The 17,646-nt window shown below is 66.1% G+C and carries 18 protein-coding genes and 1 tRNA gene; 11 read left to right on the forward strand and 8 right to left on the reverse strand.

The window, feature by feature from the left end:
* The first annotated feature begins 2 nt into the window (after nt 1-2).
* Nucleotides 3-377, forward strand: a complete 375-nt coding sequence (locus HCU64_RS17080) for a hypothetical protein (RefSeq protein WP_233385338.1) — start codon at nt 3-5, stop codon at nt 375-377.
* A gap of 42 nt (nt 378-419) precedes the next feature.
* Here the strand turns inward: HCU64_RS17080 and purN are convergent, their stop codons facing one another.
* The 3 genes from purN to HCU64_RS17095 form a co-directional block, all read right to left on the reverse strand.
* Nucleotides 420-1,073 carry a phosphoribosylglycinamide formyltransferase gene (purN, locus tag HCU64_RS17085; protein ID WP_325169990.1) on the reverse strand — a complete coding sequence of 218 codons (654 nt, stop codon included), beginning with the start codon at nt 1,071-1,073 and terminating at the stop codon, nt 420-422.
* Nucleotides 1,070-2,137 carry a phosphoribosylformylglycinamidine cyclo-ligase gene (gene purM, locus HCU64_RS17090; protein ID WP_233385339.1) on the reverse strand — a complete coding sequence of 356 codons (1,068 nt, stop codon included), beginning with the start codon at nt 2,135-2,137 and terminating at the stop codon, nt 1,070-1,072. Before purM ends, purN begins: the two co-directional genes overlap by 4 nt.
* A gap of 100 nt (nt 2,138-2,237) precedes the next feature.
* Entirely contained in the window at nt 2,238-2,831 is a 594-nt protein-coding gene (locus HCU64_RS17095; protein ID WP_233385340.1) for a DUF4865 family protein, read from the reverse strand.
* An 88-nt stretch (nt 2,832-2,919) separates the two neighbouring features.
* Here HCU64_RS17095 and HCU64_RS17100 point away from each other — a divergent pair, with 88 nt between their 5' ends.
* A complete protein-coding gene (locus HCU64_RS17100) occupies nt 2,920-4,011 on the forward strand; it encodes an AI-2E family transporter (RefSeq protein ID WP_233385341.1) in 1,092 nt (363 codons plus the stop codon).
* A 27-nt stretch (nt 4,012-4,038) separates the two neighbouring features.
* On the opposite strand, the gene HCU64_RS17105 is transcribed toward HCU64_RS17100, so the two are convergent.
* Nucleotides 4,039-5,562, reverse strand: a complete 1,524-nt coding sequence (locus HCU64_RS17105; protein ID WP_233385342.1) for a hypothetical protein — start codon at nt 5,560-5,562, stop codon at nt 4,039-4,041.
* A gap of 232 nt (nt 5,563-5,794) precedes the next feature.
* Here HCU64_RS17105 and HCU64_RS17110 point away from each other — a divergent pair, with 232 nt between their 5' ends.
* From HCU64_RS17110 to minE, 6 genes are all read left to right on the forward strand, one after another.
* Nucleotides 5,795-6,523 carry a hypothetical protein gene (locus tag HCU64_RS17110; RefSeq protein ID WP_233385504.1) on the forward strand — a complete coding sequence of 243 codons (729 nt, stop codon included), beginning with the start codon at nt 5,795-5,797 and terminating at the stop codon, nt 6,521-6,523.
* 172 nt (nt 6,524-6,695) lie between these two features.
* Nucleotides 6,696-9,065 (forward strand): RNA degradosome polyphosphate kinase, encoded by a 2,370-nt coding sequence (locus HCU64_RS17115; RefSeq protein WP_233385343.1) that lies wholly within the window; start codon nt 6,696-6,698, stop codon nt 9,063-9,065.
* A gap of 62 nt (nt 9,066-9,127) precedes the next feature.
* Complete coding sequence (gene ppx / locus HCU64_RS17120; protein WP_233385345.1) at nt 9,128-10,621, forward strand: exopolyphosphatase; 1,494 nt, start codon at nt 9,128-9,130, stop codon at nt 10,619-10,621.
* 378 nt (nt 10,622-10,999) lie between these two features.
* Entirely contained in the window at nt 11,000-11,680 is a 681-nt protein-coding gene (gene minC, locus HCU64_RS17125) for a septum site-determining protein MinC (protein ID WP_233385347.1), read from the forward strand.
* A 46-nt stretch (nt 11,681-11,726) separates the two neighbouring features.
* On the forward strand, nt 11,727-12,542 hold the full coding sequence (minD, locus tag HCU64_RS17130; protein WP_233385348.1) for a septum site-determining protein MinD: 816 nt from the start codon (nt 11,727-11,729) through the stop codon (nt 12,540-12,542).
* Nucleotides 12,539-12,808 (forward strand): cell division topological specificity factor MinE, encoded by a 270-nt coding sequence (minE, locus tag HCU64_RS17135; protein ID WP_233385349.1) that lies wholly within the window; start codon nt 12,539-12,541, stop codon nt 12,806-12,808. The genes minD and minE overlap by 4 nt, the downstream gene beginning before the upstream one ends.
* Before the next feature lie 16 nt (nt 12,809-12,824).
* On the opposite strand, the gene HCU64_RS17140 is transcribed toward minE, so the two are convergent.
* Nucleotides 12,825-14,213 carry a cytochrome P450 gene (locus HCU64_RS17140; protein WP_233385350.1) on the reverse strand — a complete coding sequence of 463 codons (1,389 nt, stop codon included), beginning with the start codon at nt 14,211-14,213 and terminating at the stop codon, nt 12,825-12,827.
* 273 nt (nt 14,214-14,486) lie between these two features.
* Here HCU64_RS17140 and HCU64_RS17145 point away from each other — a divergent pair, with 273 nt between their 5' ends.
* The 3 genes from HCU64_RS17145 to HCU64_RS17155 all read left to right on the forward strand — a co-directional run bounded on the left by HCU64_RS17145 (nt 14,487) and on the right by HCU64_RS17155 (nt 15,303).
* Nucleotides 14,487-14,741 carry a hypothetical protein gene (locus tag HCU64_RS17145; RefSeq protein WP_233385351.1) on the forward strand — a complete coding sequence of 85 codons (255 nt, stop codon included), beginning with the start codon at nt 14,487-14,489 and terminating at the stop codon, nt 14,739-14,741.
* Between the two features lie 149 nt (nt 14,742-14,890).
* Nucleotides 14,891-14,967, forward strand: a tRNA-Pro gene (locus HCU64_RS17150).
* 24 nt (nt 14,968-14,991) lie between these two features.
* A complete protein-coding gene (locus HCU64_RS17155; protein ID WP_233385352.1) occupies nt 14,992-15,303 on the forward strand; it encodes an ETC complex I subunit in 312 nt (103 codons plus the stop codon).
* Between the two features lie 6 nt (nt 15,304-15,309).
* Here HCU64_RS17155 and HCU64_RS17160 read toward each other — a convergent pair whose 3' ends face one another.
* The 3 genes from HCU64_RS17160 to HCU64_RS17170 are packed head-to-tail and all read right to left on the reverse strand — an operon-like array spanning nt 15,310 to nt 17,635.
* Nucleotides 15,310-15,771, reverse strand: coding sequence for a nucleoside deaminase (locus tag HCU64_RS17160; RefSeq protein WP_233385353.1), 462 nt, complete (start codon nt 15,769-15,771; stop codon nt 15,310-15,312).
* A 22-nt stretch (nt 15,772-15,793) separates the two neighbouring features.
* Complete coding sequence (locus tag HCU64_RS17165; protein ID WP_233385355.1) at nt 15,794-16,861, reverse strand: spore photoproduct lyase family protein; 1,068 nt, start codon at nt 16,859-16,861, stop codon at nt 15,794-15,796.
* Nucleotides 16,862-16,888: 27 nt separating this feature from the next.
* Nucleotides 16,889-17,635 carry a hypothetical protein gene (locus HCU64_RS17170; protein ID WP_233385356.1) on the reverse strand — a complete coding sequence of 249 codons (747 nt, stop codon included), beginning with the start codon at nt 17,633-17,635 and terminating at the stop codon, nt 16,889-16,891.
* Nucleotides 17,636-17,646: the final 11 nt, after the last annotated feature.

The raw sequence follows: 17,646 nt of genomic DNA on the forward strand, positions 1-17,646 counted from the left end.
CGATGCGCCTCGTTTCCTCGCGCGCCAGCAAGCTGCTCATCGCGGCCGGCCTCGCTTCCCTGCTCGCCGCCTGCCAGAGCGGCCGCACGCAGGTCGCCTCGCTCGAAGGCTACACGCCCGATCCGGCGCTGAAGACCGCGTCCAAGAGCAACCTCAAGGGTCGCGTCAGCCACGCCTGCATCGTGACGCAGTCCAAGCTCCAAAAGGTTGAAGAGGCCGCTGTCGCGCAGCCCTGTGGCTGCTATGCCGACCAGACGCTGAAGTCGATGGACAGCGGCGAAATCCAGTCCTACCGCGCAACCGGCTATTTCAACGACAGCGCCAAGGCGAAGGCCCTGAACGCGCTCGACAGCTGCAAGCTGCCGCGTCCGGTCTAAGGCAAGCGTCCAATCGCCGAAGAGCTACTTCTTCGGCGACTTCTACAAAGAATGCAGGGCGCCCTTGGCGCCTTGCGCCGCTGCGAAATCGACGCGCCCGTTTTTCAGCGGCGCTTGCCCCGATGCGACGAGCGCCAGAGCCTTCGGGTAGAGCTTGTGCTCCTGCACGATCACCCGATCGGCGAGGCTGTCCGGGTCGTCCCCCGTCAGAACCGGCACGGCGGCTTGGGCGATGATCGGGCCGGCATCCAGCTCCGGCACGACGTAATGCACCGTGCAGCCGTGCAGCCGCACCCCCGCCTGGAGCGCCTGCTCATGGGTATGCGTGCCGCGAAACAGGGGCAGCAGCGACGGGTGGATATTGACCATCCGCCCTGCCCAGGCCTCGACGAAGCCGGCGGAAAAAATCCGCATGAAGCCTGCGAGGCAAACGAGTTCAATTCCGGCCTCGCGCAACGCCGCGTCGAGCGCCGCATCGAAGCTTTCGCGGCTCGCGAAAAGCGTGTGGTCGATGGCCCTCGCCGGAATGCCGGCCTCGGCGGCCCTGGCAAGGCCGCCGGCATCCGGACGGTTCGAGAGCACCAGCGCGATCTCGGCCGGATAATCGGGGGCTTTCGCGGCCTCGATCACCGACACCATGTTCGAGCCGCGTCCCGAGATCAGGATCGCGACCCGTGTCTTCTTCGGGAGACTCACAGCGCGAGCGTGCCGGTAAAGGTGACGGGTTCGGGCCCGCGCTCGGTGATCCGGCCCAGACGGACGGCCGGCTCTCCGGCCTGAACGAGGGCGCTTTCCACGGCCTCCACCGCGTCGGCCGCGACCACGACAACCATGCCGATGCCGCAGTTGAAGGTGCGTAGCATCTCGGCCTGCGCGACGCCGCCTTCCTGCGCCAGCCAGCCGAAGACCGGCGGGGCTGTGATCGCGGAGAGATCGATCTCGATACCGACCCCGTCCGGCAGCACGCGCGGCAGGTTGTCGGGGAAGCCGCCACCGGTGATGTGGGCGAGTGCCCGTATGCCGCCGGCATGCTTCATGGCGGAGAGCAGCGCTTTCACGTAGATCCGCGTCGGTGTCAGCAGGGCCTCGCCGAGCGACTTGCCCGGCTCGAACGGTGCCGGCGCATCCCAGCCGAGACCCGTGCGCTCGACGATGCGGCGGACCAGGGAGAACCCGTTCGAATGGACGCCGGAAGAGGCGAGGCCGAGCACGACATCGCCCGGCTGGATGCCGGGCCGCGGCAGCAGCGTTCCGCGCTCCGCGGCGCCAACGGCGAAGCCGGCGAGATCGTAATCCTCGCCGCCATAGAGCCCCGGCATCTCGGCGGTCTCGCCGCCGATCAGCGCGCAGCCGGCCTGCCGGCAGCCCTCGGCGATGCCGCGCACGATGTCGGCACCGACACCCGGCACCAGCTTCCCGGTGGCGTAGTAGTCGAGGAAGAACAGTGGCTCGGCACCCTGCACGACGATGTCGTTCACGCACATCGCGACGAGATCGATACCGATCGTGTCGTGCCGCCCGGTCTCGATGGCGATCTTCACCTTGGTGCCGACGCCGTCATTGGCCGCGACCAGGATCGCGTCTTTGAACCCGGCCGCCTTGAGGTCGAACAGGCCGCCGAAGCCGCCGATCTCAGCATCGGCGCCCGGCCGGCGCGTCGCGCGCACCAGCGGCTTGATCGTCTCGACCAACTCGTTGCCGGCGTCGATGTCGACACCCGCCTGCGCGTAGGTCAGCCCGTCTTGATCTGCGGCCGTCATCGGCACCCCGTCCTGTTTCGCGCCTCTTTAGCCGATTTTGCGCCAGTGCCACCCCATCGCCTGCGCAACCGCCGAGATCGCTGTCGACAACGCTCCTCGGTCAGTCCTGAAAATCCAGATCCTCCACGCGGGGTGCCGATGTGTGAAGGATCTCGAAGCTGCGTGATCCCACCGGCAGGGCGTCTTGCGGTCGATCCCAGAAGTCGAAGCGGACCAGCCGCCAGGTCTCGATGTTGAGCCCGACCGCGCGGAGGCAGAGGCCCGGTGCTTCGGCGACGGCCGTGCGGGCGTTGCGCGTTTCGTCGGATCTCAGAGCCGCGAGATCGATGCCGCGCTCGATTGTGACGTCCTCGCGCACGAGGCTGCGAAACCGGGTCGGATCGCGACCCGCCTGTGAGCGCGCGAGCGCGAAGCCGAGCCACGTCTGGATCGAGGGGCGGCCGAAACTCCGAGCCACGCCGTCGAACCCGCTGCCGGCCACGAAGTCCCAAAGCGCCTCGGCCTCCGGCCACAGATAGACCGGCGCGTATTGATTGGAATCGGCGCCATGCCGGCCCTTTTCACGGGCCAGGAAAGCTTTGAGGCCAAGCCCCGGGAACCGATCGAAGGCATCGGCGGCGCGCGCCACGCGATCGCGGATGATCTGCATGTCGTAATCGGCTGGGAGGTCGATGACGTATTGCTTGAGGATCATCCCGGATCTCCCGCCTCGGGTCTGCCTTGACCGTATGGGCGACGCTTCCCAATCTCGTTGCGTCGACGAGTCTAACGCGAGGGGCCGGATGCGAACCAGGGCAATCATCGGTCTGCTGGTTCTCGGGGTGCTCGTCTTCCTGCTGTACGCCCTGCGCGAAGTGATGCTTCCCTTCGTGGCGGGGCTGGCGCTCGCCTACCTGCTCGATCCACTCGCCGATCGGCTGGAGCGCCTCGGACTCGGCCGGCTCGCCGCGACGCTCATCATCCTCGCCGGCTTCGTGGTCGGTCTGATCGTGCTCCTGATCATCGTGGTCCCGCTCGCGGCAGGCCAGGTCGCCTCGCTGGTCAACGCGCTGCCGGGGATGATCTCGAAGCTCCAGGGCATCATCGTCGAGAGAGCCGGCCCGCTAATCGAAAAAGTCGGCGGTCAAGATGTGGTGAACGAGTTGCAGAACTCGGTCGGCTCGCTGGTGGGGCAGGGCGGACAGTGGTTTCTCGCATTCCTCGGCTCGATCTGGTCCGGCAGCCAGGCGCTGATCTCGATCGCGTCGCTTCTCGTCATCACTCCGGTCGTGGCCTTCTACCTGCTGCACGACTGGGACCGGATGATCGCCGCCCTCGACCGCTGGGTGCCGGCCCGCCATCGCGAGACCACGCGCCGGCTCGCCCGCGAGATCGATCAGGCCGTTACCGGCTTCGTGCGCGGGCAATCGCTGGTCTGCCTGATCCTCGGCACCTTCTACGCGCTCGGCCTGTTCTGCGTCGGTTTGAACTTCGGTGTGCTGATCGGGCTGATCTCGGGCTTCCTGACCTTCATCCCCTTCGTCGGCAGCCTAACCGGCTTCCTTCTCTCGGTCGGCGTCGCGCTGGTGCAGTGGTGGCCGACGGGCGACTGGCTGCATATCGGGCTGACGGTCGGCGTCTTCCTGATCGGGCAGTTTCTCGAAGGCAACGTGATCTCGCCCAAGCTCGTCGGCGATTCCGTCGGCCTACATCCGGTCTGGCTGATGTTCGCTCTGCTCGCCTTCGGCACGCTGTTCGGCTTCTTAGGGCTGCTGCTCGCGGTGCCGGTCGCGGCTTCGATCGGAGTGATCGTGCGCTTCGGCGTCGAGCGCTATCTGCAGAGCCGGCTCTACCTCGCGGATGAGCCGGTTCTCCTAGCTGACGTCGACGACTGACCCTCCGGCTTCGGAGCGACATATCGGTCAGTCCGGATTGGCTGGCAGCGGACCGCCATCCGGCCCAGGCTTGCCGAAGGTCAGGACGGCGTCGATCGATTTGCGCTGGAGAGTCTGCCAGCGCGCAAGTTGCTTACAGAGAGATGGCACCTCTGGCGGCGCACCTGCCGCGCAGCGGAGCGACACGAAGTTCTGCAGGCTCATCGAAAGCTGCAGCGACGAGTCGGACGAGTATAGCTGCGTGTCGCTGAAGACGACGCCCGAGGCGACATTGCCCTGATACATCATCCGAAGGCTCTGCTCGGTCTGCGGCTGCCGTTCGGCATCGAGGCCGAGCACGCTGCCATTGGCGGAGAATTCCGGAAGGATCGGCACGTTCGGGAAGCCCGCCGTCTGGTGGCACCCCATGCAGGACGCCTTGGCATTGTCGACAGGGCCGGCGAGACGGCCACCATAGCCGAGGTGGTTGAAGTTCAGCGGCGCGGTGTTGAGATCCTTGAGTGCCTGCGGGTTGATCCACTGCTCGGTCAGTTTCGACTGGTCGCAAGGGCCGTTTGGCCCCTTGCAGGTCTCGGCGAAGGTGGCCTTCGGCGAATTTCCCCACTGAAGACCCAGCGGCACCATGCGCTTCCAAGGCGTGTCGCCCTGGGCGTTGCCATCGTAGCCGAAGGTGCCGAGCAGCCAGCCAGTCGTGCTCCTCTCGTCCCGCACCGACACGTCGATCTGGATCATGCGGATCGTGCTGATCTCGCGCTTGAACCGGGAGAGCGGTCCGGCATTGCGCCAGCGCGGATCGTCGTTGGCGAAGACATGGGCCTTCCATTCCAGCGCGTTCTTGACGCTCGGAAGCTGATCTTCCGTCACCGTCGAGAACAGCAGCTTGATGATGAAGGCGCCGTCGGGAAAGGTGTTGAGCGCGGTCGGATCGGGGTTCAGCGCTCCCGGCTTGGGGTCGTCGGGGTTGCAGTAGACCTGCCCGATACCGAAGGCGGCGCGATCGTTGTAATAGGCGCCCGACCAGGTATCGACGAAGTCGCGCTGCAGCGTGCTGAGCGTGTTGCCCGACGAATCGAATTCGTGGGTGAAGCCGTGGACGAATTCACGGCCATCCGTGCCGGGCCAGTCGGACGCGACCTCGGTGTTCCAGTCCATCCACGGCATGCCGTACCATTTCCGGACCTTACTATCCTCGACGTAGAAGTCGACATCGACGTTGCCTTCGAGGCCGTAATCGAGAAGAGCCTGCAGATAGGCTCGCGGATCGACCGGTGCCCCATCCTTGAAGTCGATTTTCTGCCAAGGCAGTTTTTCGGCGGGCGGCAGCTGATCTGGAAAATTCTGGCTCAACTTGAAAACGCGACCGCGGTAGTTCGCCGGTGGATCGCCGCCTCTACCTTCGAGATAGTAGTTCGCGAACTTTCCGCGGACACAATCCTTGCGCGCGAGCGTATTTCGAATGTCGTCGGACGTGGCGGCTGCACTCGAGATGCCGATAGCGAGCATGGCAAGCACTTGCGCGGCCAAGAGAAATCTGGTTTTCGAACGTTTCATGTCGTTCCCCTGACCATTGGGGTCGACCTAAAATCGCCACGCTTAAGACTTGGATATTCTGTAGACGCAGTTCGGTTATATTTCTACGAATTCTGTTTTCGCGAATGGCGTGCAGTCAAATGCGCAATTGGTAAATGCAGGCGTTCCGGCTGTCTCGCGAGCGGATCGTTCGGCCCGGTTTGTCGTGGCCGCGCTTGCGCAAATCGCGAGCGATCCGGTGTATATCCCGCCCATGCGCGACCAAGCTCCGCCGAAGCAGCTCACTTTCGATCTGCCCCTCGACCCGCGTTACGGCCGAGAGGACTTCCTCGTCGGCCCCGCTAACGAAGCGGCCTACGGCCTCGTCGAGGCCTGGCCCGACTGGCCGGATACGGTGCTGCTATTGCAGGGGCCGGCCGGCAGCGGGAAGAGTCACCTCGCCTCGATCTGGGCGACCCGCGTTCATGCCTGGACCGTCTCCGCCGACGCGCTCAAGGACGATCAGGTCACGCATCTCGTCTCGAACGGTGCCCTCGTCATCGAAGATGTCGATCGCGCCTCCGGCCGGGACGAGGCTGCCCTGTTCCACCTCCTCAACCTCGCCCGCGAGCGCAGGAGCCCCGTGATGATCACCGCGGCTGGCCCGGTCGACGGTTTCGGCCTGAAGGTGGCGGATCTGCGCTCGCGACTGCGTCTCGCACCGAGCGTCGAGATCCTGCCGCCGGACGACGCTCTGCTGCGCGCCGTGATCGTCAAGCTGTTCGTCGACCGTCAGATCGTGGTCGATCTCGCCGTCGTGGAGGCCGTGGCTCTGCGCATCGACCGCTCGCTTGCCCGCGCCCGCGACGTGGTGGCCGAGCTCGACCGGGATGCCCTCGGCCGCGGCCGCCGCATCACCAAGCCGCTCGCGCTCGCGGTCCTGAATCGACTCGGGATGGCGGAGAGCAGCGAGGATGCGGAGACGGCAGACGAGGACGTCTGACGGGCCACCGACGATCCCGGCGCGACAGGACGACGTTTGCGGAGGAGGCGAGGGCGGAAGGGGCGTCGCTTCTTCTTGTGCGAGGCCTCGTCGCGGCTGTCATCGAATCGTCATATGGCATGAGCGCACCCGTGCTAGGGCAGCGCCCCGCGCGCAATTAAGGAGCCAGCCGTTGCCGGAGATGGAGTCGGACGCCTCGGTGCAAGACGGTGAGGCGGTCGAAGTCGAAGAGACCGCGCTGGCCACCGAGCGCGGCGTCCGCAGCGCGACCGCTCGCGCCCGCACCGCTCGCGCCGCCCGCCTCCTCGCCGCCGAGAAGGCGGCCGAGCCCGATGCGGGGCCGAGCGGACAGAGCGGCCCCGGCAAGGTCGACGAGGCGGCCCGCGAGCCGATCCTCGAAGCTGGCCGCCATCTGCGCCACTCGCCCGAGCGCTTCGTGAACCGCGAGCTGTCGTGGCTGCAGTTCAACCGGCGCGTCCTGGAGGAGGCGTCGAACAAGAATCATCCGCTGCTGGAGCAGCTTCGCTTCCTCTCGATCTCGGCCAACAATCTGGACGAGTTTTTCATGGTTCGCGTCGCGGGTCTCTACGACCAGGTACGCGCCGGTATCACCTCGCCCTCGCAGGACGGGCTGTCGCCGTCCGATCAGCTCCAGCGCATCGGCGACGAGGTCTCGCGGCTCGCGCTCGACCAGCAGGAGCGCTGGCGTGCGCTGCGCGGCGAGTTGCTGGATGTCGGGATCGAGCTGGTCGAGCCGGCCGGTCTGTCGGAGCAGCACGTCGCGTGGCTGGACGACTACTTCCTTCAGCACATCCTGCCGGTACTGACGCCGCTCGCCATAGATCCGGCACATCCCTTCCCGTTCATCCCCAACCTTGGGTCGACCATCGCGCTGATGCTGGTTCGACCCCGCGATGGCCGGACCCTGCGCGCATTGATCCGTCTTCCGTCGATGATCGACCGTTTCGTGCGGCTGCCCGATGCGCAGGGTGACTCGACCGTGCGCTTCATCGCCATCGAGCAGGTCATCGTGAAATTCACGAACCGGCTCTTCCCCGGCTACACGGTCAAGGGCCAGGGCGCCTTCCGCGTGGTCCGCGACTCCGACCTCGAAATCGAGGAGGAGGCCGAGGATCTCGTCCTGCATTTCGAAAGTGCCCTGAAGCAGCGCCGTCGCGGCGTCGTCATCCGGCTCGAGATCGAGGAGGGCATGGCCGAGGACCTGCGCTCCTTCGTCGTCGACGAACTGGAGATCGCCCAGGACGAGGTGTTTCTCGTCGAGGGCATGCTGGCGCTGAACGAGCTGTCGCAGATCGTCGGGATCGACAGGCCGGACTTGAAGTTCAAGCCCTACAATGCCCGCTTCCCCGAGCGCATACGCGAGAGCGGCGGCGACGTCTTCGCGGCGATCCGGCAGAAGGACTTCATCGTCCACCACCCCTACGAGACCTTCGACTCGGTGGTGCAGTTCCTGGCCCAGGCCGCCCGCGACCCGAATGTCGTCGCGATCAAGCAGACGCTTTACCGGACCTCGTCGAACTCGCCGATCGTCGCGGCCCTCGCCGAGGCGGCGGAGGCCGGCAAGTCGGTGACTGCTCTCGTCGAGTTGAAGGCGCGCTTCGACGAGGAAGCCAACATCCGCTGGGCGCGCAACCTCGAGAAGGCCGGTGCGCAGGTGGTGTTCGGCTTCGTTGAGCTGAAGACCCACGCCAAGCTGTCGATGGTGGTGCGGCGCGAGGGAGAGCGGCTCGTCACCTATTGCCACATCGGCACCGGCAATTATCACCCGATCACCGCGCGGATCTACACCGACCTGTCCTTCTTTACGGCGGATGCGGCCATCGCGCGGGACGTCTCGCGGATGTTCAATTTCATCACTGGATATGCCGAGCCGGCGGAGCTCGAGCGCATGGCGGTCTCGCCGCTGACGCTGAAGCCGCGTCTTCTCCAGCACATCGAGGAGGAGATCGCGCATGCCAAGGCGGGGCGCCCGGCCGCCATCTGGATCAAATGCAACTCGCTCGTCGATCCGCAGATCATCGATGCGCTCTACGATGCGAGCGCCGAAGGTGTGCAGATCGACTGCGTGGTGCGCGGCATCTGCTGCCTGCGCCCGGGCGTGCCCGGGTTGTCCGAGACCATTCGCGTGAAGTCGATCGTCGGCCGCTTCCTGGAACACGGCCGCATCTACGCCTTCGGCAATGGCGCCGGGCTGCCGCATCCGAACGCCACCGTCTACATTTCCTCGGCCGACCTGATGCAGCGCAATCTCGACCGCCGGGTCGAGGCGCTGCTGCCGATTCTGAATCCGACGGTGCACCAGCAGGTGCTCGATCAGATCATGCTCGCCAACCTGCTCGACAACCGGCAGAGCTGGCGTGTACTGGCATCCGGCGCGAGCGAACGGATCCAGCCCGCCGAGGGCGAGGAGCCGTTCAACGCCCATAAGTATTTCATGACGAATCCGAGCCTCTCGGGGCGCGGCAAGTCGTCGAAAAAATCCAGCCCCCGCTCGCTGAGCCGCAGGGCTCAGCGCTCCTGACAAGGTGCTGTATGGGTCCGATCCGTCCCCACCTGAAGCTGGCACATTCCGCCGACCTGCCCATGCCTGATCGGCTAAAACCCGTCGCCATCATCGATATCGGATCGAACTCGGTCCGGCTCGTCGCCTATGACGGGCTGACCCGCGCTCCAACGCCGCTGTATAACGAGAAGGTGCTGTGCGGCCTCGGCCGCGGCGTCTTCTCGACCAAGCGCCTGAGCGACGAGGCGGTTCGCCGGGCCTTGCACGCGCTCGGCCGGTTCCGGGTCCTCTGCGACACCATCAAGGTCGAACGCATTTTCGTCCTCGCGACCGCTGCCGCGCGCGACGCCGAGAACGGGCCGGCCTTCATCAAGGCGGCCGAGAACATTCTGGGCCAGAACATCGAGCTGTTGTCGGGCCGGCGCGAGGCCGAACTCTCCGCGCTCGGGATCGTGTCCGGGTTCCACGGACCGGACGGTGTGGTCGGCGACCTCGGTGGCGGCTCGCTCGAACTGGTCGACGTCCGCGGATCGACGGTGGGGCAGGGCGTGACCATGCCCCTCGGCGGTCTCGCTCTCCAGGACCTCTCCGGCGATTCTGCCAAGAAGGCCCGCAAGATCGCGCGCGAGCATCTCAAGAAGGCCGAGCCGCAGCTCGAGACCATGCGCGGGCGGACCTTCTACGCCGTTGGCGGCACCTGGCGCGCACTCGCCAAGCTGCACATGGCAGCACGTGGTTACGATCTTCACGTGATGCACGGCTACAAGGTCGACCCGCAGGACACGCTGGCCTTCCTCGACATGGTCGAGAAGAGCGAGGCGAGCGCCCTACAGGACGTCGAGACGCTGGTCTCGGAGGCACGGCGACCGCTGCTCGCCTATGGCGCCGTGGTGCTCGAAGAGATCATCAACATCGGCCGCCCCCGCGAGGTCGCCATCTCGGCGCTCGGCGTGCGCGAAGGGCTACTGTTCGAGCAGCTCGACCGCGAGACCCGCGCTCTCGACCCGCTTATCGCGGCGGCCCAGGTCTTGAACGAGCAGCGCGCCCGCTCGCCGGAGCACGGCGAAGAGCTGCGTCGGTGGACCGATCATTTCGTCGCCACCCTGGACGGTCCCGAAACTGCCGACGAGCGCCGCCTGCGTCATGCCGCTTGTCTGATGTCCGATATCAACTGGCGGGCGCATCCCGATTATCGCGGCGAGCAGGGTCTCAACGTCATCGCCAACGCCTCCTTCACCGGCATCGATCATCCGGGCCGGGCCTATCTCGCGCTGACCGGCTATTTCCGGCACGAGGGTATCGCCCCGGAGAAGGCAAGCCAGACCCTGCGCGACCTCGCGGGGCCTCGCCTTCTGGACCGCGCCCGGCTTATCGCAGGGCTGTTGCGCGTGGCGTTCCCGATCACGGCGGGCATGGAGGGGGTGCTCAATCGGACACCGCTCGTCGTCAACGGCGGCAAGGTCGTTTTGAGGCTGCCGCCCGAGTTGCGGCCCCTCGATGGCGAGCGCCTGCTCAACCGGGTGCGCGGCCTCGCGCGCATCATCGGGCTCGACGGCCGGGTCGAGGTGGGCTGAGCCTCCCAATTGGACATCCCGGGCCGCTGGAAACGGGCCCGAGGATCCACCCGCGGTGCCTCGTTTCGGCGATTGCCGAGCACGACCGTGGCTTGCGGCGCCGGTTGCGCAGCGTCGAGACGCGGAGTGCCGGAGGTCTCCCTGATTCGTCCGATCACAGGATCAGGCGATCCTCAGCCTGAAGCTTGCGAATCCTTAACGGATGCAATCCGGCTACAGATCAAAGTAAGTTGTTGATCTTTATAGATTTCACATCGAGCAGCGGGTGTGGCCTCGCTGATCGAACCCGGCAAATCTTGCCGAGTCATCGGAAAAATTAACCGCGCAGTAACCATGCCGGCGCTGAATGGGCGCGTCGGTAAGGAAAAGTTCACGCCCGTGACGAGCCCTGCTCCTACACTCCCCGTTTTCGCCTGCCGCGGCCGCGTCTTTCGCGCGCTTGCCCTGGCGCCCCAGGCTCCGGTCTCCGACTGGCTCGCCCTGCTCGATGAAGCGCTCAAGCGCTCGCCGACGTTGTTCGCCGGCAAAGGCGTGATCCTCGACGCAGCCAACCTCGGCTCGGAGGCTGCGGACATCGAAAGCCTCATCGCCGAGCTGTCGGGCCGCCGCATCCAAATCCTCGGCATCGAGGGGGCGTCCTGCGAGGCTGCCGGCCTGCCGCCCTTCCTCGTCAATGGACGTCCTGCTGCGGACTCCGTCGAGGTCGTGATCGAGGAGGAGAAGCCTCCGATGACCTCGCTGACCATCGAGGGTTCGGTGCGATCCGGCCAGACCATCGTCCACCACGAGGGGGACGTGACCGTGATGGGCTCCGTCTCTTCCGGTGCCGAGATCCTCGCGGGCGGTTCCGTCCACGTCTATGGCGCCCTGCGCGGCCGGGTCATCGCCGGTGCTGCCAAGAATCCGCGCGCCCGCATCTATTGCCGGAAGTTCGAGCCCGAGCTTCTTGGCATCGACCGCCTCGTCCGCACCGCCGAGGACATGGGTAACCACCTGCGCGGCCAGGCCGCGCAGATCTGGCTCGACGGCGGCGCGATCAAGATTGCGGCGCTCATCTGAGCCCCGCTCCCGACAACAACGATTTGGCTTCAAGGGAAACGATCAGATGGCCAAGGTTCTCTGTGTGACATCCGGAAAGGGTGGTGTCGGCAAGACGACCACCACCGCCGCTCTCGGTGCGGCTCTGGCCCAGGCCGGCGAGAAGGTCTGCGTCGTCGATTTCGACGTCGGCCTGCGCAACCTCGACCTGATCATGGGCGCCGAGCGCCGTGTGGTCTACGACCTGATCAACGTCACCAATGGCGACGCCAAGCTCAACCAGGCTCTGATCCGTGACAAGCGGCTCGAGAACCTCGCCCTGCTGCCCGCTTCGCAGACCCGCGACAAGGACGCCCTCACCGATGCCGGCGTCGAGCGCGTGATCGGCGAGCTCCGCGAGAAGTTCGACTGGATCGTCTGCGACAGCCCGGCCGGGATCGAGCGCGGCGCCCAGCTCGCGATGCGCCACGCCGACGTCGCCGTCGTCGTCACCAACCCCGAAGTCTCCTCGGTGCGTGACTCCGACCGGATCATCGGCCTGCTCGACTCGAAGACGGTCCGCGCTGAGAAGGGCGAGACCATCGAGAAGCACCTGGTGCTCACCCGCTTCGACCCCGCCCGCGCCGATCGCGGCGACATGCTCAAGGTCGATGACGTGCTCGAGATCCTCTCGATCCCGCTGCTCGCGATCATCCCGGAAAGCCTCGAAGTGCTCCGCGCCTCGAATGTCGGCTGCCCGGTGACGCTGAACAACCCGCTCTGCGCCCCGTCGCGTGCCTACATCGACGCCGTGCGCCGCCTGAAGGGCGAAACCGTTGCGATGGCGATCCCGTCCGATCGCAAGTCCCTGATCAACAAGCTGTTCACACGGAGGGCAGCATGAGTGTTCTGACGTTCCTCAGGCCCCGCGGCTCGGCCTCTGCCGCCCGCGAGCGCTTGCAACTGATCATCGCGCACGAGCGGTCCGAAACCGGCCGTCCGGACCTGGTGATCACGCTGCGCGAAGAGATTCTCGCGGTCATTGCCAAGCACGTGAAGGTCGACGCCGACAAGGTGCAGATCAAGCTCGAGCGCGGCCAGGGTGTTTCGACGCTCGGCGTGGATATCGAGATCCCCGTCGACGCGGCTCCCCTTCGGGCCTCCGCCTGACAAACTCCGCGCGCGATCAGCTCCCGCGCGGGGTCAACCGGAACGCCGGTGCATGATCGGGCTGCGTGGTCACGATCGGCGCCGGCAGGACCGGTCTGTCACTGGCCAGTTCGATCTGGAATCGCGCGAGCAGGCGTGACAGCGCCAGCACGGCTTCCGTGAGCGCGAACTGGGCACCGATGCACACGCGCGGGCCCGCCCCGAAAGGCAGGTAGGCGAAGCGCGGCGGCACGGGCGCTCCGTGGAGGAATCGCGACGGATCGAACGCATCCGGCATCTGCCAGAGCGTGCGATGCCGGTGAAGCAGCCACGGCGAGATGATCACGATGGTCCCGGCTGCAATGTCGTGGCCCACGAGCCTGTCAGGGCCGCGCGCGAGCCGCGCCATGATGAAGGCGGGTGGATAGAGCCGCAGGGTCTCGTCCAAGACGGCCCGTGTCAGCGGCAGGCGCTTCATCAGGTCGCCCGAACCGGTGTCGGCGCACGCCTCCGCGGCAACGGCTTCCTGGATCACCGGTGTCTGCGCCAACAGGGTGCACGCCCAGAGCAGCGTCAGCGCCGTCGTCTCGTGGCCGGCAAGGATCAGCGTCGCCACCTGGTCGCGCAACTCGTCCGGGCCGAAGGCACGCCCGCTTTCCGGATCACGCGCCTCGCCGAGAAGATCGAGCAGGTCCTGCGCTGCGCCTGTGCGTCCGCTGCCACGATCGGCGATGACCCCGTCGAGAAACGCCGTCCAGGTCCTGCGGAAACGCGACCGGGCGACATCGTGCGGGCTCGGCCAGCGCAGGGGAAGCAGGAAATCGAGCAGGTGTGGCCGGCCGAGCCGTTGCTGGTAGTCCTCGACCAGGGCGCGCAGTTTTCCGCCGTGCCGCGCCATGCCGACCGAGAACATGGTGCGGCCTGCGATCTCCAGCGCGAGATGCTGCAACGCGCCGAACAGGTCGACGTCGCCCTGGCCCGCCGCGGTGTCGAGCCTGCAGATCGCCTCTTCGGTGGCCGTGAGGATATGCGGCGCCAACAGCTCCACCGCACGCGGGGTGAAGGCCGGCGCGAGGGTACGGCGCTGGTGGCGCCAGGCGGCGCCCTCGCTGATGAGAAGGCCGTCGCCAAGAACCGGGCGCAGCATCCGGACCGAGATCGCCGTGCGCGCATAGTTCTCGGTATTGTCCACGAGAACGCGCCGCACGGCCTCGGGGTCGCTGACGGTGACGCGCTCGCGCCCGAACAGCCTGCGTCGCTGGACGGGGGTCTCGTAGGCCTCGCGTGGCCAGATCCCGATACCGTTGCTGCCGACTGTCGCGATGAACCGGAAGAGGGGCAGATCATGCTCGGGGGGCGCCGGCACCGGCGGCACCAGGGGCGTCACATCCGGGAAGCGCCGAGGGCTCGTCTCGGCTTCGATCATGCCGAAGTGATGCGGTGAGAGCGCTCGCCTGTAAACCGCTCCTGCCCGGTGCGGGTCTCCACGGCAGAGCCGACGCCGAAGGCGTTCTGCTTCGCCGACACGATCGGGCCGCGCCCAAGCTCCCCAGTTTTCCACAAGTATACACAAATAATCGCGCGATGATTTCGGCCAAGCTCACTCACCGCATAATTGTCACAATCTGAATATTGATTTATATGCGGATACATATAGAGATTGTGAGGTGTGATGATGATACACGTCGATCACCAGCCTATGAACACTGCAGCTCAGCTTGCGTTCGTTCTGCTCGGCGAGGCGTATGCCGATCTGGCCCGGTCTCTGCTGAAGATCGACGAGGAGCCGGCTCGCGAACTGCTACGGTCGGTCGAGTTGCGCGCTCAGCGGAAGCTGGATTCGTTTCACGAGCACGATGCCGACGCGACCTCCGATCGTGAATTGATGAACCACGCCGCCCAGCCGGTTCTGGTCGTCCTGCGTGGCGCACATGCGGCTGCGCTACAGGGCTGACGAGGCTCCGGTTCCGAGGGCGTTCTCGCAGCCTGGCTTGAGATGCCCGGCTGCCAGCACGAGATCGGTCTCCGAACGGGCCACCTATGTCGCCGAGGCCTTGCCGGAGAACCGCTAAAACCCTATTCCCCGATGGCGCGTGAGCGTGTCGGGGTGTAGCGCAGTCTGGTAGCGCATCTGGTTTGGGACCAGAGGGTCGTAGGTTCGAATCCTATCGCCCCGACCATTCTTTCCGGAGACCGTTCCGTCGATGTCGAGCGCCCGCATCTTCCGCCCTTCGAAGGATGCCTCGCAGTCGGGCCTCGCCCGCACCAAGCAATGGCTGCTGGAATTCGACCGGACGAGCCCGCGCGAGAAGGACCCGCTGATGGGCTGGACCTCTTCGTCGGACATGCTGCAGCAGGTGCGGCTCGAATTCGACACCGAGGAAGAAGCCATCGCCTATGCGAAGCGCGAGGGCATCGCTTACCGCGTCGAGAAGCCCCGCCCGCAGATCTTGCGCAAAGGCCTGTCCTATTCGGACAATTTCAAGTTCAACCGCACGGCCCCTTGGACGCACTGAGCCGCATCAGCGTTTCTTGCTCCCGGCCCACTCGGCATAGGGCGCCGGCTCGTCCGCGATGAGGAGATGGCGCACGCGCATCGGCTGCTCCTCAAGCGGCCGGCAGAGTTCGCCGTAGAGCGCGGCATTGCCTGCGCCATGTTCCGCAGCCTGCTCGGCCGTGAAGGCGAAATACGCCTCTCCGATCCCCGCGAGCCGCATGGCGGCATGGCACATCGGGCAGGGCCGCCCGCTCGCATAGCCGACGCAATCCTCGAGCTTCGGACGTCCGAGAACGCGGCCGGCTTCGCGCAGGGCCACGGACTCGGCATGGGCCGTCGGGTCGTTGGTGGCGTGAACCTGGTTGGCCGCGCGCGCGATCACCTTGCCCTCGTGGACGATCACCGCACCATAGGGCGTGCCGCCCTCCGCAATGTTGGCGCGGCCGAGGGCTATGGCTTCTCGGAGATGGATTTCGTGGCTCGTCATAGCGGACACCTGTGAAGATCCGTCAGAACGCGTATCGCACCCGACAATAGGGCATCCGTTCGTGGAGTAGAGCCTTGAACCGCGTGAGCCATCGGCCCTTCCAACCGGTTCTGTAGCGCAAGTTATCGCCGCCGCCCTCGGAGCGCTTGGCCTCCTGGATGTCCGGCCGCCAGAGCAGGCTCTCCGCCTTTGGGTGCCAGCCGAGATTCACCGCGTGCAGACCCGCATTGTGGGTCAGCATGATGATCTCGCATTTGAGCTGGGCCTTGGCGGCGTCCGAGATTGTGTCGTCGATCTCCTCGAACAGCGCCCGCCAGTCCATTTCCCAGCCCTCGTAGAGGATCACCGGCGAGAAGTTGATGTGGACCTCGTAGCCGGCACGCAGGAAGTCGTCGATCGCAGCGATGCGCTCCGACATCGCGGTCGTTCGCACGTCGACGACCCGCGCGATCCGGGCTGGCATCAGCGAAAACCGGATGCGGGTCTTGCCCTGCGGATCGTAGCCGAGCAGGTCGCGGTTCACCGCCTTGGTGGCGAAAGAGCCCTTGGCGTTCGGGATGTCGCGAAACAACCCGACGAGGTCGCGCACCGTGTCGCTGAGCATGGCGTCGACCGAGAGGTCGCCGTTCTCGCCGAGATCGTAGACCCAGAGCGACGGATCGACCTGGTCCGGCTCGGGCAATCGTCCCTGTTTCTCGGCGTGCCGACGGATCGCCTCGCCGATGGCCTGCGTGTTCACGAAAAGCGAGATCGGGTTGGCGAAACCCTTGCGGCGCGGAACGTAGCAATAGGCGCAGGCCATGGCGCAGCCGTTCGAGGTGGAGGGCGCGATGAAATGGGCGCTGCGCCCATTGGGCCTCACGGTGAGCCCTTTCTTCACGCCCAGCACGAGGGTCGAGCGCTTGATGCGCACCCAGTCTTCGACGGACCCTTGGTTGCCGTGAAGCGAGGGGATGTTCCAATGCGAGGGTACGAGGACGCGCTCGGCATCGGGAAAGCGGCCCAGGATCTCCCGGCCGCGCGGAAAGTCGGCCACCGCCGGTTCGTGGAAGATGCGGGTGATGTCGACGATGTCTCGCTCAGCGCTCATGGATCGAACGTCTGAGCCGAAGGCCGCTCAGCCTCGGCCTTGAGCCAGATCGATCAGCCGGCGTGCGAGGGCGATCTGCCCGTCCGACACCGCTGGCACCTCACGCGTCACCGGATGCCAGGCGCCGTCACGCCAGCTCATGGTCAGGGCCTCGACCACGGGAACGACCCGCACCGGCTGCTTGCCGAAATGCGCCCGGCGGATCGTCTCGGGCATGGTGCGCCAGGCCGCATCGGCCTGCGCCAGACGATCTTCCTCGCGAAGGGTTGCAAGCGACCGGCCTTGTTGATCCCAGGCCTCGATCCGCTCCATGGCGGGACCGGTCTTGTCGGTCCAGCGATAAGCGCTGCCGACGGCTTGTGCGTAGCCGGCGCGGGCGAGGGCGCGCAATGCGGCCCGATAGTCGGATGGCGGCGTGAACGGCGCCCGCTCCGAGGACAGGCCATCATGCTGACAGGCGATGGCGAGGAAGGCTGAGAGCAGCGCCTCGATGCGTTCGTCATCCGCGGGGATCGCACAGGCGAGACGGGCGGGCATTGTCTCGCACGACATGGTCAGCGCGTGACGGCAGTACCAGGTCTCGTCCGGTTTATCGTCGCGCGGGACCGGCCGCACCAGGCCGAACTCCTTGAGGATGCGGGTCGCGTCTTCGAAGGCGGGCTCGGATTCGTGATAGTAGGTCGCGCCCTCGGACCCGGCCTCGGCCTCCGTATCGCCCTGGGTCAGATAGCGGGCGATGGACGCTGCCAGTTCGCCGCACAAACGTCCCTGCACGTTTCCCAACG

The sequence above is a fragment of the Methylobacterium sp. C25 genome, assembly GCF_021352225.1.
In the GTDB taxonomy this organism is placed as follows: Bacteria; Pseudomonadota; Alphaproteobacteria; order Rhizobiales; family Beijerinckiaceae; genus Methylobacterium.

Excerpts from the sequence above, each read along its gene's own strand:
- HCU64_RS17080 (WP_233385338.1), top strand. The coding sequence starts at position 3 with ATGCGCCTCGTTTCCTCGCGCGCCAGCAAGCTGCTCATCGCGGCCGGC.
- purM (WP_233385339.1), bottom strand. The coding sequence starts at position 2,137 with ATGACGGCCGCAGATCAAGACGGGCTGACCTACGCGCAGGCGGGTGTC.
- HCU64_RS17095 (WP_233385340.1), bottom strand. The coding sequence starts at position 2,831 with ATGATCCTCAAGCAATACGTCATCGACCTCCCAGCCGATTACGACATG.
- HCU64_RS17100 (WP_233385341.1), top strand. The coding sequence starts at position 2,920 with ATGCGAACCAGGGCAATCATCGGTCTGCTGGTTCTCGGGGTGCTCGTC.
- HCU64_RS17105 (WP_233385342.1), bottom strand. The coding sequence starts at position 5,562 with ATGAAACGTTCGAAAACCAGATTTCTCTTGGCCGCGCAAGTGCTTGCC.
- HCU64_RS17110 (WP_233385504.1), top strand. The coding sequence starts at position 5,795 with ATGCGCGACCAAGCTCCGCCGAAGCAGCTCACTTTCGATCTGCCCCTC.
- ppx (WP_233385345.1), top strand. The coding sequence starts at position 9,128 with ATGCCTGATCGGCTAAAACCCGTCGCCATCATCGATATCGGATCGAAC.
- minD (WP_233385348.1), top strand. The coding sequence starts at position 11,727 with ATGGCCAAGGTTCTCTGTGTGACATCCGGAAAGGGTGGTGTCGGCAAG.
- minE (WP_233385349.1), top strand. The coding sequence starts at position 12,539 with ATGAGTGTTCTGACGTTCCTCAGGCCCCGCGGCTCGGCCTCTGCCGCC.
- HCU64_RS17140 (WP_233385350.1), bottom strand. The coding sequence starts at position 14,213 with ATGATCGAAGCCGAGACGAGCCCTCGGCGCTTCCCGGATGTGACGCCC.
- HCU64_RS17145 (WP_233385351.1), top strand. The coding sequence starts at position 14,487 with ATGAACACTGCAGCTCAGCTTGCGTTCGTTCTGCTCGGCGAGGCGTAT.
- HCU64_RS17155 (WP_233385352.1), top strand. The coding sequence starts at position 14,992 with ATGTCGAGCGCCCGCATCTTCCGCCCTTCGAAGGATGCCTCGCAGTCG.
- HCU64_RS17160 (WP_233385353.1), bottom strand. The coding sequence starts at position 15,771 with ATGACGAGCCACGAAATCCATCTCCGAGAAGCCATAGCCCTCGGCCGC.
- HCU64_RS17165 (WP_233385355.1), bottom strand. The coding sequence starts at position 16,861 with ATGAGCGCTGAGCGAGACATCGTCGACATCACCCGCATCTTCCACGAA.